A 13,777-nucleotide genomic window follows, 5' to 3' on the forward strand; every position below is an offset into this window, starting at 1 on the left:
GCCTTGGATAACACATAGCAAAGATAAAACCCTTTCAGCATTATGAAAGGCCATATATAATGTTTTCATTGTTGTTTTTGGAGGTTTTTTTGGATCCAAGGATTAGATACTGTGTCGAATTAGAGAAGGTCAGAGACCTTCCGGATTTTCAAAGAATACGTGCTGAGGCACGTTTTCTTCTTGTGAAGGAATATCTAAACGTTTTTCTCAAGCACGAAGCCAAAAGGTTGGGTTCCGAATTCAGGGTCAACGCGGCAACCAATGACTACTGCACGATTAAGAACATAACACTAAGGACTTTCTACAGGTGGCTGAGAGTCTACAGGGATAAAGGAATTGAGGGGCTAGTACCTCAATATGGCAATCACAGCCTAAAAAGCGGTCACAATCCACAATTAAAGAAAAAACGCACACGGTACACGTTATCGGTGACAATTGATATTGTAACAGGTAAAACACTCGCCCCATTGGTAGAAGTCGGAAAGATCATTGCGACAAGTGCCTTCATATCCAAAGAAGCAAAAGCCCCTTTTGTTCACGCCTTCAAACGCATATGTGATCTCGCCAGCCAGCGGACTCCCTTGAAGTTGCAATCGTCGCTCCTGGAGGATGAAAGACATCGTCTGAAGCGGTATCAGGCTGGGAACCATAAGAAGCATAGTGCCAAGGCGACTGCCATATTGATGATGAGTGAAGGTAAGAGTATGCTGGAAATCGGTTTGGCAACGAATGCCGCTGAGCGGACCATCTACAGATGGCTCCACGAATTCAACGCCAAACGGCTAGATTTCATCCAAACCAAGCCATTCAGCCAAGCCAGGATTGACGTAAGGGAGCTGAGGACGACCAGGATCGTTGACATACTGCATAAGATGCCATCCCTTTATGGAATCAATAGAAGCAGTTGGACCTATGGGGCCATCGCACAAGCGTATCAGAAGGAATATGGCTGTCCGATCTCCAAAGACATATTATTACGCATCATCAAGGGTACGGGGTATAGTTGGAAACACGCCCGCACGGTCTTGACTAGCCCTGATCCTGAATATAAGGCAAAGGTTGAGCGTATTCTTGAGACGCTCAGGGGGCTTGTGGCCGGTGAACGATTCTTTTTTATAGATGAGGTCGGGCCGTATAAGGTTAAGAAATATGGCGGCAAATACTTGGGCCTCGAAGAGCAGACTCGGATTATCCCCGCAGTTCAGCCTTCCAAAGGTACGGTGCAATTCGTAGCAAGTCTTGAGGCCTTATCCAACCAAGTGACTTGGCTATTTACCCCGAGCAAAGGCAGCGAAGCGCTAATAGCTCTACTTGAAGAGCTTGTTACGAAGCATTCGACGTGCACGAGGATATTTTTGACTTGGGATGCTATAGGCGTGCACTCGTCAAGGTTGCTCAAAGGCTGGATCTCGCAACACAACAAGATGCGCGTCGGGCCTGCTATTGAAGTTGTTCCTTTGCCTGCTAATTCCCAGTTCCTAAACGTCATAGAAGCTGTTTTCTGCGGTATGAAACGTGCGGTGATCTGTAACAGTGACTACCAGTCGGTCAAAGAAATGCAAGATGCCATCGCCCAGCATTTTGAGGAAAGAAACCAGTACTACAGAGACAACCCTAAGAGGGCGGGTGATAAGATATGGGATCGGGAAAAGTTCGATTTGGAGAAGCTAGTAGGGGGGCTTTTCAAGAAGATGTAATGAGCATTTGAAATGGTACGTCGAAGGATCAATCTGCAGGATGTGTGGCCCCAGCTTTATAACCAAGAGGGTCAAATCGAATGGCGAAACAGAGGATTTCCCCTGTCTTCCGGGTGTGACGGCCTGGAACTGATGAGCTAGCCTAGGGACAATCAAGAGCTGTGGGGCTTTTTAAGGCCGTTCCAACCACCCCACAAAATTGCGGATAGGGAACTTACAAGCAAAAGGGCCGGGTACACAAAAACCCAAAAGAGTGCGATAAAAGTAACGATAGCAAGGAATATTAGAAAGAAAATGTCCATGGCTAAGATAGATGATAGACGTTGCGTTTATGTAGTTTTTTAAAAGCCCAACCGACAACCCCACCCATGATGCCGCCGAGTATCGACACCGGAAGGAACAGAAATAAGGATAAGGGCAGAAAGAGTAGGAAAAAGATGATGCAGCCGAGCCAAAAACCAGCTACCCAAACTATGAACAAGAGGGTGATAAGGGCCATCACCACTGCCGTTAGCCAATAGCCAGTACTTATGCCGTCCCACGTTTCCATGAAGGGACTATAGCAGTTGACCCCAGTTGTGTCAAAGCTGTGGTCAGAGTGTTTGAAATCTAGGTTTAAAGAGGGATTATCGAGCGATTGAATCGCCGTTAAAAGGCGAAAGCATGGCAGTTGTAGGAAAGGTGATTTTGTAATATAAAGGGGCAGATGACCGCTTGCTAGGGACAAGTGCGTTTTCTGCCCCAAGCCGTTTAAATGACACGCAAAAATAACAAAAACAGATTGCCTAACTTATACAATTTGTTTTCGCGTTACAGTTACCTTTAGTTGCGACAACTTCCCCCCTCCCAGCCTCCCCCCTCCGGGGGGAGGAGCTATAACCCAGAGGATCTTTATTGATGAATAACAAACATCGTGGAGCCTGGTTCATCGCCGCTTCGGCGGCGGGGTTTGCCACGCTCGGCATTCTTATAAAAAGCGCCTTCGTCGGCGGCGCCAACATCAGCACGGTTCTGGCTGGCAGGTTCCTGCTCGCCGGCATCTTCCTCTTCGTTATCCTGCGCGCCCGCGGCGTCAAGTGCGGCCTGGACCGCAAGACCGCGATGCAGCTGATCCTCATGGGCGCCGTCGGCTACGGCGGCATGTCCGGGCTCTACGCCAACGCCATCCACTTCCTCCCCGCTTCGCTCACCGGGATGCTCCTTTATACCTATCCCGCCTTGGTCACCATCCTCGCCCTCATCGTGGGCGACGAGCGTTTCAATGCCCCCAAAGGGATCGCGCTCGTGGTCTGCTCCGTCGGGCTGGTATTGCTGCTGGGGGCCTCGTTCGAGGGGGCGCAACTGGAGGGGGTGCTTTCGGTGCTCGGGGCGGCGGTCATCTACAGCTGCTACATCATCATCGGTAACCGGATCCTCAAGAACATCGATCCCATGGTTACCTCGCTCTGGGTCTGCACCGCCGCCGGGCTTGCCTTTCTCTGCTACGGCGCCGCTAAAGGTGAACTGATCCTGGACCTTACCCCGCGCGGCTGGCTTTCCATCGTCGGTATCGCCGTCTTCCCCACCCTGTTCGGCGTCATGGGCTTCTTCGCCGGCCTGCGCCTGATCGGCGCCACCAACGCCTCCATCATCAGCATGCTGGAACCGCTGATCACCGTGCTCCTGTCCATTGTCCTGCTCGGCGAGAGCATCACCCCCCTCCAAGGCTTCGGCGGCGCGGTTCTGCTCTTCGGCGGCCTAATCCTCCAACTTTGGGGGCACGAGGCGCGGCACGAGACGGTGACAGAAGTATAAAGTCATCACAATCCTCGAGAAGATTGCCCTCCAAGCTCTTCTCAGCTTGATCCAGCTTCCCCCTTTTGCAAAGGGGGAAGCTGGGGGATTTGAACTCCCTTTGCAAGTCTCGATGTCTTGGCTACCTCGGCTAAATCCCCCCTGTCCCCCCTTTGCAAAGGGGGGGACGCTTGTTCACGTGCAGTGCTTCGAGGACAGCTAACTCCACTAACGAGGACTTCTCCCGGAGCCTTTGCGCTGGGGTACTGCTGTGCGGTGCACCTCCTCGTGAACGACCCGGCCGTCTAGTCTACTCACTCCCAATCGCCTGCTATCGTTGACTTTCCGACACCGATCTGCTAGAGACATAGGGCTTGTAGCTAACCCGGCCTAAAGGAAGACATGGAAGAGTTCTTCATCAAGTTGTCCATTATGCTGGTCCCCGCGTTGATGGCAATTACCTGCCACGAGGTGTCCCATGGCTGGGTTGCCGACAAGTTCGGCGACGGCACGGCGAGGTCCCTGGGGCGCCTGACGCTTAACCCAATGAAACACCTCGATATCCTGGGCACGCTGATGATCTTCGTGGTCGGGATCGGCTGGGCCAAACCGGTGCCGGTTAACTTCGGCAACCTGCGTCATCCCAAGAGGGACATGATCTGGGTCGCCGCCGCCGGCCCCATCACCAATTTCTGCATGGCGACCGCCTCGGCCATCGTCATGCGCGCCGTCATAGCGGGCACGCAGGGCGCCGCCGAGGGTTCCATGATGGCCGCCTTCGCTGATCCGATCACCCTGATGCTGGCGTTCTCGGTCTACATCAACCTGCTGCTCGGCGTGTTCAACCTGATCCCGGTTCCTCCCCTGGACGGCGGGCGGGTCGCGGTCGGGCTGCTGCCGTACGGTCCTTCCATGGCGTTGGCCAGGGTGGAGCCCTTCGGCATGATCATCATCGTGGCCTTGGTCTTTTTGACCAACGCTTTTAGTTATGTTATTGCACCCGCCCTCAACTTCGGCGTGCACCTCTTGGCCGGTCCCTACGCGAACCTGGTCTTCGGTGTCACCAAGTTGATGATGAAAGGGTAGAGCGGGACCAGAAACCAAAAAGGAGTTCGATTCTATGAGCAACAACCGTATCGTTAGCGGCATGAGACCGACTGGAAAGCTGCACCTGGGGCATTACCACGGGGTTCTGTCCAACTGGATGGAACTGCAGCGCAACTTCGAGTGCTTCTTCTTTGCCGCCGACTGGCACTCGCTGACCACCGAGTACGCCAGCACGGACGGTATCCAGGACAGCATCACCGAGATGGTGCTCGACTGGCTCGCTTTCGGAATCGACCCTGAGCAGAGCGTGATTTTCAAGCAGAGCCGGGTGCCGCAACACGCCGAACTGAACCTGATCCTCTCCATGATCACCCCGGTCTCCTGGCTGGAGCGCAACCCGACCTACAAGGAGATGCAGGACAACCTGACCACCAAGGACCTCTCCACCTTCGGTTTCCTCGGCTACCCGGTGCTGATGGCATCGGACATCATCGTGTACAAGGCATCCCGCGTGCCGGTCGGCCAGGACCAGATCCCGCACCTGGAGATCACCCGCGAGATCGCCCGCCGTTTCAACTACCTGTACGGCGAGGTCTTCCCGGAGCCGGCGGCGCTGCTCACCGAGACCCCGAAGGTGCTGGGCATCGACGGCCGCAAGATGAGCAAGAGCTACGGCAACGCCATCTTCCTCTCCGACGACGCCGAGGAGACCAGGAAGAAGGTCATGTCCATGGTTACCGACACCCTGCGCCCCTTCAAGCGTGATCCGGGCGAGCCCGACCGCTGCGTCGCCTTCACCCTGCACTCCCTCTATGTCGATGCCGACAAGCGCGCCGAGATAGTGGAAGGGTGCCGTAGCGCCCAGCTTGGCTGCGTCGACTGCAAGAAGATCCTGGCCCAGGCCATGGTCGACACCCTGGCGCCGTTCCGTGAGAAGCGCGTGGAGCTGACCGAGAAGCCGGGCCTGGTTGATGAGGTCCTCGCCGAAGGTAGCCGCAAGGCCGAAGTCGTCGCCAAGCAGACCATGGACGAGGCCCGCGCTGCATTGAAAGTCTAAGAAAGGTGAGTCTAAAGCCGTTACGCAAAGGGCGCAATGCATCCGAAAAGCACTCGAAGAGAAACGGAATATAACCCCTGAAGCTTTTCATCGCGTTCTTCGCGGATGCTCCGTGTTCTTTGCGTAACTGCTTTTAGTTTTTTAGGAGAAACTTTTGTCGCTCGAAGAGATGCAAAGCAACCTTTTCTCCGAAGCCCTGGAGCAGTCTTACCGGGTGCAGATCGAGGAGTTCGAGGGACCGTTGGACCTCCTGCTCCACCTCATCAAGAAGAACGAGGTGGACATCTACAACATCCCCATCGCTGCCATCACCAGGCAGTACCTCGACTACATGGAGATCATGAAGGACCTCAACCTCGACATCGCGGGTGAGTTCCTCGTGATGGCGGCGACGCTGCTGCAGATCAAGTCGCGCATGCTTCTGCCGGTCACTCCGGAGGAGGACGGCGACGCTGAGGTAGAGGACCCGCGCGCGGAACTGGTGCGGCGCCTCTTGGAGTACCAGCGCTACCGCGACGCGTCGCAGATGCTCAACTGCCGCAACCTCTTGGGGCGCGAGATTTTTGCCCGTAAGTTCGACTCCCCGGAATTGGGCGAACTCGACCAAGCAGAAGAACCGGCCGACGTCGAACTTTTCGAGCTGATCGAGGCCTTCCAGAAGGTGTTGGCCCGCGTCTCCGTCGATACCTTCCACGACGTGGTCGCCGACGGCATCTCCATCGCGGATCGCATCGGCGAAGTGCTCTCGGTCCTGCATGCCGAAAAGACTGTCTGTTTCGACTCTCTTTTCAACACCGGCATGACCCGCGATCTCCTCGTGGTCACCTTTCTCTCCATCCTGGAACTCTGCAAGCTGAAGCTGATCAAGGTGGTGCAAACCGACAATCACGGCTCCATCTGGCTCCATCTGGCTGCCAAGGAGGAAGGGGAGGCTGAAGGAGAGGGTGAGTCCGAGGCGGTAGCTAAGGGCGATGATGTTGCGGAAGACAACAACGACCTGTAGGGGCGAATAATCATTCGCCCGCTTTTGTCTTTTAGAATCACGGAGGAATCTGTTGTCGGGAAAGTCGCTAAAAGGAATCGTTGAAAGCATCCTGTTCGTCCACGACCAGCCGCTTACGCTGGACCGTCTGGCCGGCATCCTGGAGGAGTACGACCGGGCCGACTTGCGCGCCGCGCTGGACGAGCTGATCCAGGACTACGAGGCCGCCGAGCGCGGCATCGTGCTGACCCAGGTTGCCGGCGGCTACCAGCTGAGAAGCCGCCCGGAGCACGGCGACTACATTCGCCGGCTCAACAAGACCAAGGGTGTCAAATTCAGCCAGTCTGCACTGGAAACCCTCGCTATCGTTGCCTATCGCCAGCCCATCACCCGTGCGGAGGTCGAGTACCTGCGCGGCGTCGATTCCGGCGGCGTCATGAAGAGCCTCCTGGAAAAGAAGCTGCTGCGCATCATGGGCAAGAAGGACGTCCCCGGTAAGCCGCTCATCTACGGTACCAGCCGTGAGTTCCTCGAACTCTTCGGCCTGAAGGATCTGAACCAGCTCCCCAGCCTCAAGGAGATCCACGAACTGGTGCCCCCTGATCCCTTCGCCGACCAACCGGCACTGCCGCTGGGGACAGCGCTTTCCGCCGACTCCGCCGATTCCGCTGACTCCGTGGCTGGCGCAGATGCTGTCGAATTCGTTGACTCCTCGGACTCCGTTGAAGGGTAGTCGCTGCTGAGTTAGAATATTGCCTGGTGCGCTGTTCATTAGCATTTCCGCAAAAGGAGGCTCATATGGTACGGCAACCTGCAGTGGCTGGTAAGTTCTACACCGGCGACCCGGATCAGCTTCGCCAGGAGCTCGCAGAGATGATGCCGCAGCAGGAAACGCAGCTGGCGATCGGCATCATCGCCCCGCACGCGGGCTACGTCTATTCCGGCAAGGCGGCGGGCAAAGTCTACGCTGCGGTCCGGGTGCCTGACACCGTGCTGATCCTCGGGCCGAACCACACCGGCGCCGGCGTCGCCGCTGCGCTCGCCCCCGAGAATGAATGGCTCACGCCGCTGGGGCCGGTGCCGGTGAACCGGCGCCTGTCGCAACTCATCCTCGAAAACGCCCCGTTGGTCCGGGAGGACCCGCTGGCGCACCGCTTCGAGCACTCGCTGGAAGTCCAGGTCCCCTTTCTCCAGTACCGCAATCCCGGTGTCTCCATCGCCGCGCTCTGCCTCGCGCTGCCGGATTTCCCCTCCATAGCCCAGGTGGGTGAGGGGATCGCCCACGCCATCGCCGCCTACGGCGAGGATGTCCTTATCGTCGCCAGCTCAGACATGACCCACTACGAATCCGCCGCCGCTGCCAAGGTCAAGGATGACCAGGCGCTGGCCAGGCTGGCCGACATGGACCCGGAGGGGCTCCTGAAGGTCTGCCGCGAGAAAAACATCACCATGTGCGGCGTCATCCCGGCCACGGCACTCCTGGTCGCGGCCAAGATCATGGGAGCCAGTGCCTGCCGCCTGGTGCACTACACCAACAGCGGCGAGGTGAACGGCGACCAGCGCAGCGTCGTTGCCTACGCCGCCCTCATGGTTTCCTGATGGAGATAATTACCACCCACATCAACGCCGATTTCGACTGCATCGGTTCCATGGTCGCCGCCAAGAAGCTGCATCCCGAGGCGGTCCTGGTGTTCTCAGGAGCGCAGGAAAAGGGGGTGCGTGAGTTCTTCCAAAAGTCGCCCCATCCTGAGTTCGAGTCCCTGCGCGTCAAGGACATCGACTTCTCCGCCGTAACCCGCCTCATCGTAGTCGACTGCCAGCACTCCGCCCGCCTTGCCAAGTTCGCCGAACTGGCCCAGAAGGAGGGGGTCGAGCTGCTGATCTACGACCACCACCCGATCAGTTCAGGCGATCTCAAAGCCGACGGCGGCATCATCCGCCCCTGCGGTTCCACCACCACCATCCTCGCCACTCTGCTCATGCAGCGCGGCATCGAGGTGAGCCCGGCGGAAGCCACCATGATGATGCTCGGCGTCCACGAGGACACCGGCAACCTCACCTTTCCCTCGACCACCGCTGAAGACTACGCCGTGGGCGCCTGGCTCGTGGAGCGCGGCGCGCAGTTGAACGAGGTCGCCGATTCCATCGGGCGGGAACTGACCGTGGAACAGGTCTCGTTGCTGAACGACCTGCTTACCTCCCTCAAAACCAGCTCGCTCAAAGGGGTAGACGTCTCGGTGGCGCATGCCTCGGTGGACCGCTACATTGGCGACATCGCCTCGCTGGCGCACATGATCCGCGACATGGAGAACTTGCAGGTCCTCTTCCTGGTGGTGGGGATGCAGGACCGGGTCTTCGTGGTCGCGCGCAGCCGGATCCCCGAGGTGAGGGTGGGGGAGATCCTGCGCGAGCTGGGGGGGGGAGGGCACGCCACGGCGGCGTCGGCCACGGTGCGGGGGCTCACCCTGATCCAGGTGCTGGAGCAGCTGGACGCCGTGCTGAAAAAGCGGGTCGATCCCATCCGTGTCGCGCGCAGCATCATGTCCTCGCCGGTCAAGACGCTTCCCCCCGACTGCACCATCGTTGAGGCGCGCGAGCGGCTGGTGCGCTACAACGTGAGCGCCATGCCCGTGCTCTCCGGCGAACAGGTGCTGGGCATCATCTCCCGCAAGACCGTGGAAAAGGCGCTCTACCACAACCTCAACACCGTCCCCATCTCCGACTACATGCACTCCGAGTTTTACGCTGCCAACCCGGATACCCCGATCAGCGAGATCCAGAGCTACATGGTAGGGGGAGACTCGCGCCTGGTGCCGGTCCTCGACCAGGGGCGACTGGTGGGGGTGATCACCCGCACCGACCTGTTGCGCTACAGCCTTGGGAGCGAGGCGATCTACGACCTGTCCCGCGACGCCATCCAGGTGAAGAACCGCGAGGTCGAGGGCATGATGAAGCGCTACCTCCCCAAGAGCTCGGTCGAGATCATGCACAACCTGGGGCGGGTGGGCGACCGGCTCGATCTCCCGGTGTACGCCGTGGGCGGCTTCGTGCGCGATCTGCTGCTCGGACAGCGCAACTCCGATGTCGACGTCACCGTGGACGGTGACGGCATCCTTTTCGCCGAGGCCTTCGCGGCCGAGTACGGCTGTCGGGTGAAAAGCCATGAAAAGTTCGGCACCGCCGTGATCGTCTTCTCCGACGGCTTCAAGATCGACGTCGCCAGCACCAGGTTGGAGTACTACGTTTCTCCAGGGGCACTTCCCACCGTGGAGCGCTCCTCGCTGAAGATGGACCTGTACCGGCGCGATTTCACCGTTAACACCCTGGCCATCGCCCTCAACAGCCAGTCCTTCGGGAAGCTGATCGACTACTTCGGTGCCTACCGCGATCTGCAGGCCAAGGTGATCCGGGTACTGCACAACCTCTCCTTCGTTGAGGATCCGACCCGGGTGTTCCGTGCCATCCGCTTCGAGCAGCGGCTTAATTTCAAGATCGCCAAGCACACCGAGGACCTGATCAAGAACGCGGTGAAGATGGATTTTCTGGTGAAGCTGGGTGGAAGGCGGCTCCTCTCTGAACTAGTGCAGATTCTGAGGGAGAAGGAACCGCTGCAGGGGATCAGCCGCATGGCGACCCTCGGGCTGCTCCGTTTCATCCATCCTTCCATCGAACTGACCCTGGAGCTGCAGGCCGCCCTGGAGGAGGTCCGCTACGTCGTCTCCTGGTTCGACCTGTTGTACCTGGAGCGCCCTTACGAGCGCTGGGCGGTCTACTTCCTCGCCCTGTGCGAGCTGCTCTCGCCGGAGCAGTTCTGGGCCACCTGCACCAGGCTTGCCGTCAGCGAAAACCAAAGGGAACACCTGGCCGAGATGCGGCGGCAAGGGGAGGAACTGGTCGGTGCGATGGAGCGCAAGCTCGCGCGGCAGGAACGGCTGGAGAACAGCGAGATCTACTTCACCCTGCGCGGGCTTCCCGTCGAAATCCTGCTCTACCACATGGCCAAAAGCGGCAACCCGGAGACCAAGCGCTGCATCTCATTGTATTTCACCAAGTTACACGGCATGCAGCCCCTGATCGGCGGCGAGGACCTGAAGCAACTCGGCATAAAGCCCGGCCCCATCTACCGGGAGCTTTTGGACGCGGTACTGAGCGCCAGGATGAACGGAAAGGTCTCCAGCAAGGACGACGAGATCCGCCTGGTGCGCGAGCTGCAATCGTAGCTGTGGCTTTTTTGCCACACTCCCGTCTTTTCACGGTGGTGACGTAAAATGCCGGTAAATAACGTTTTTTGTCACAAGCGCCTGTTATGTGAGGCGTTTATAGCACATTAAAGAGCCTGCCTCCAGATTCCCATTAGCTGCTTTGTGCTGGTCTTTGTTTGTATTTCGTTTTAAATAAGCTACTTAGCGTTGAAGTGGGAAGTCTTGCATTTTTTGGCCCCTGAATTGCACCAGTGACGGCGATTCGCCGCATCAACCGGAAAAGGGGACTGTAATGAAGAACCTGAAGCGCACCTTGGCTATCGTAGTAACCCTTCTCTCTATAGCAACTCCCTGTCTCGCCGAAGAAAACGCTATGAGGACCATCTTCGAGGATTCCTTCTACGGCGGTCTCGCCGGCGGCCTGGTCGGTGCGGCCACGCTTGCCTTCACCAATAAGCCCGGTGACCACCTGCAGAACGTCGGCATCGGCGCGGGCATCGGTGTCATCATTGGTGCTGTCTACGGCGCGGTCACCACCTCCCGTTCCCTGGCGGAGTATGACAACGGCAAGGTGAAGTTCGCCATCCCCACCATCCACCCTGAAATCAGGGAAGGGAACGCCAAGGGGCAGAGCAACATCGTCGCCATGGCCGAGTTGCTGCGCGGCAAGTTCTGATCACACAATCCCAGCGACACGAACCACAAGGGAGGCTTACGCCTCCCTTTTTTTTTGCACCCGCGCCGGCCGTGGGATAAACTACACGGGCTTACAGCTCACCAAACCGGGGGTGCCCTTTGGCGGAAATCGAAACTCGCTCGGATTTGCTTTCCTATACCGACGCCATGCTCACCTGGGTCAGCGGGCGAGGGCGCATCCTGATCGTCGTGCACGACAACCCCGACCCCGACTCGCTTGCTTCCGCCATGGCGCTTCGGCACCTCTTCGCGGTCCGGCTGAACCGGGAGGCGGTGATTGCCTTCTCCGGCATGATCGGCAGGAGCGAGAACCTGGCCATGGCCAAGCTGCTGCAAATCCCGCTCACCCCGTTCCCGCTGATCGATTTCAAGGCCTTCCCGGTGGTCTGCCTGCTGGACACCCAACCTGGCACCGGCAACAACTCGCTCCCCCTGGACGTGCGCGCCGATATCGTCATCGACCATCATCCCATGCGGGAGTCAAGCGCCTCCTGCCGATGGGTAGACATCCGTCCTAATTACGGCACCACTGCGACCATCATCTACGAATACCTCAAGGTGCAGGGGGTCTCGGTCGGCACCAAACTGGCCACGGCGCTCTTCTACGCCATCAAGTCCGAGACCCAGGATCTTGGGCGGGAGGCGGCCCGCCCGGACCGTGACGCCTACCTGGTCCTCTTCCCGCTGGCCAACAAGACCTTGCTCAACAGCATCACCCGGCCCAACCTCCCCAGGGAATATTTCATCGCGCTGCACAGCGCGCTGGAGCACGCGAGCCTCTACGGCAAGGTGCTGGTCGCTTCCCTGGACGGGGTGCAGTTCCCCGAGGTGGTCTCCGAGTTGGCCGATCTCCTGGTGCGGCTGGAGGGGACAGAGACGGTCCTCTGCCTGGGGCATTACAGCCAGGAGCTGGTCCTTTCCATCCGGACCACCAGCGAGGAGATCAATGCCGGCGAGCTGATTCGCAAACTGGTGGCCGGTATCGGCACCGCCGGCGGCCACGGCATGATGGCGGGGGGGAAGGTCGATAATGTGGCGCCTGGGCAGGTCGGGGAACTGGAAACGGTGCTGACCCAGAGGTTCCTCGCCGAGCTCGATGTGACCGATCCACCATTAGCCTTAGTCCCGTAAACAATTCATGAAAGCGGTTGCCAAAGCCCCCTTAAAATGCTAGTAAATACGGTATGTCCGTATTCCTTGATAACGCAGCGACTTCATTCCCGAAACCGGACGCCGTGTACCAGGCGATGGACGCTGCCATGCGGGAAATCGGTGTCGCACCGGGCAGGGGAGGATACCGCCAGTCGCTTGCCGCGGCCCGCATGGTCTTCGAAGCACGCTCCGCTTTAGCCCGTTTTTTCGGAGTCTCGGACTCCTCCCGCCTCGTCTTCACCCACAGCGCCACGGAATCGATAAATATCGCGGTCTTCGGATTGCTAAAGCCCGGCGATCACGTGGTCTCCACCAGCGTCGAGCACAACGCGTTATCGCGCCCGCTGCACCTGGCGGCCAAGCGCGGCGCCGAAGTGACCTTCGTGGCATCCGACGCCTGCGGCATGGTTTCCGAACAGGACATCGCCCGCGCCATGCGCCCCAACACGAAGCTGGTCGCGCTCGCCCATTGCTCCAACGTCACCGGCGCGGTACAGCCCATCGCCGAGATCGCACGGGTGGCACGGCAAGGGGGCGCGCTCTTCCTGGTGGACGCAGCGCAAAGCGCCGGCTTTTTCCCCATCGATGTGGAACAGCTGGGGATCGATCTTTTGGCCGCCCCGGGCCACAAGGGGCTGTACGGCCCCCCCGGTACCGGCATCCTCGCGGTCGGCCCCGGCATCACCCTGGAGCCGCTGCAGGTGGGCGGCACCGGTGGCAGCGCCAGTAACCCCGAGCCCCCGGAGCAGATGCCCGAGCGGCTGGAAAGCGGCACCATCAACACTCCGGCCATCGCCGGACTCAAGGCCGGACTGGATTTCATCGAGGCGACCGGCCTCGACGTGATCCGCGCCAGGGAAACCGCCTTGGTCGACCAGCTCCTGGCCGGACTCTCCGCCATCCCGGGGGTGCGGCTGTACGGCCCGCTCCAGGGCGAACGCGGCGCCGCCGTCTCCTTCAACGTGGAGGGACACGACCCGGCCGCCTTGGGCTACCTGCTCGACAGCGAGTACGACATCAGCGTTCGCGTCGGTCTGCACTGCGCGCCGGACGTGCATCGCAGCATCGGCAGCTTCCCCGAAGGAACCGTCAGGGTCAGCCCCGGCTTTTTTAACACCGAATCGGATATCGACTTTTTTATTAAGGCGCTGCGTGAGATAATATCATGAGC

The 13,777-nt window shown here is 58.9% G+C and carries 11 protein-coding genes and 1 other RNA gene; all 12 read left to right on the forward strand.

The window, feature by feature from the left end; translation table 11 throughout:
* The first annotated feature begins 89 nt into the window (after positions 1-89).
* The 12 genes from JFN90_RS08710 (at position 90) to JFN90_RS08765 (ending at position 13,775) form a co-directional block, all read left to right on the forward strand.
* Positions 90-1,697: an IS630 family transposase gene (locus JFN90_RS08710; RefSeq protein ID WP_199394726.1), complete on the forward strand. Its 1,608-nt coding sequence runs from the start codon at positions 90-92 to the stop codon at positions 1,695-1,697.
* Between the two features lie 81 nt (positions 1,698-1,778).
* Positions 1,779-1,844, forward strand: an RNA gene (locus JFN90_RS08715) — hammerhead ribozyme type II.
* A gap of 750 nt (positions 1,845-2,594) precedes the next feature.
* Positions 2,595-3,491, forward strand: coding sequence for a DMT family transporter (locus JFN90_RS08720; protein ID WP_199394727.1), 897 nt, complete (start codon positions 2,595-2,597; stop codon positions 3,489-3,491).
* A 381-nt stretch (positions 3,492-3,872) separates the two neighbouring features.
* Positions 3,873-4,556 (forward strand): site-2 protease family protein, encoded by a 684-nt coding sequence (locus JFN90_RS08725; RefSeq protein ID WP_199394728.1) that lies wholly within the window; start codon positions 3,873-3,875, stop codon positions 4,554-4,556.
* 34 nt (positions 4,557-4,590) lie between these two features.
* Positions 4,591-5,574 (forward strand): tryptophan--tRNA ligase, encoded by a 984-nt coding sequence (gene trpS, locus JFN90_RS08730; RefSeq protein WP_199394729.1) that lies wholly within the window; start codon positions 4,591-4,593, stop codon positions 5,572-5,574.
* Between the two features lie 154 nt (positions 5,575-5,728).
* On the forward strand, positions 5,729-6,577 hold the full coding sequence (locus tag JFN90_RS08735; protein WP_199394730.1) for a segregation and condensation protein A: 849 nt from the start codon (positions 5,729-5,731) through the stop codon (positions 6,575-6,577).
* 52 nt (positions 6,578-6,629) lie between these two features.
* Positions 6,630-7,289 carry an SMC-Scp complex subunit ScpB gene (gene scpB / locus JFN90_RS08740; RefSeq protein WP_236018917.1) on the forward strand — a complete coding sequence of 220 codons (660 nt, stop codon included), beginning with the start codon at positions 6,630-6,632 and terminating at the stop codon, positions 7,287-7,289.
* 65 nt (positions 7,290-7,354) lie between these two features.
* The gene (gene amrB / locus JFN90_RS08745; RefSeq protein WP_199394731.1) at positions 7,355-8,155 is read left to right on the forward strand and encodes an AmmeMemoRadiSam system protein B; all 801 of its coding nucleotides are present in this window, start codon (positions 7,355-7,357) and stop codon (positions 8,153-8,155) included.
* Positions 8,155-10,776 carry a CBS domain-containing protein gene (locus JFN90_RS08750; protein WP_199394732.1) on the forward strand — a complete coding sequence of 874 codons (2,622 nt, stop codon included), beginning with the start codon at positions 8,155-8,157 and terminating at the stop codon, positions 10,774-10,776. The genes amrB and JFN90_RS08750 overlap by 1 nt, the downstream gene beginning before the upstream one ends.
* Before the next feature lie 274 nt (positions 10,777-11,050).
* Positions 11,051-11,434: a hypothetical protein gene (locus tag JFN90_RS08755; protein ID WP_199394733.1), complete on the forward strand. Its 384-nt coding sequence runs from the start codon at positions 11,051-11,053 to the stop codon at positions 11,432-11,434.
* Positions 11,435-11,601: 167 nt separating this feature from the next.
* Entirely contained in the window at positions 11,602-12,585 is a 984-nt protein-coding gene (locus tag JFN90_RS08760) for a DHH family phosphoesterase (RefSeq protein ID WP_199394822.1), read from the forward strand.
* A 53-nt stretch (positions 12,586-12,638) separates the two neighbouring features.
* Entirely contained in the window at positions 12,639-13,775 is a 1,137-nt protein-coding gene (locus JFN90_RS08765) for an aminotransferase class V-fold PLP-dependent enzyme (RefSeq protein WP_199394734.1), read from the forward strand.
* Positions 13,776-13,777 lie beyond the last annotated feature (2 nt).

It is taken from the genome of Geomonas propionica (genome assembly GCF_016458235.1).
Taxonomy (GTDB): domain Bacteria; phylum Desulfobacterota; class Desulfuromonadia; order Geobacterales; family Geobacteraceae; genus Geomonas; species Geomonas propionica.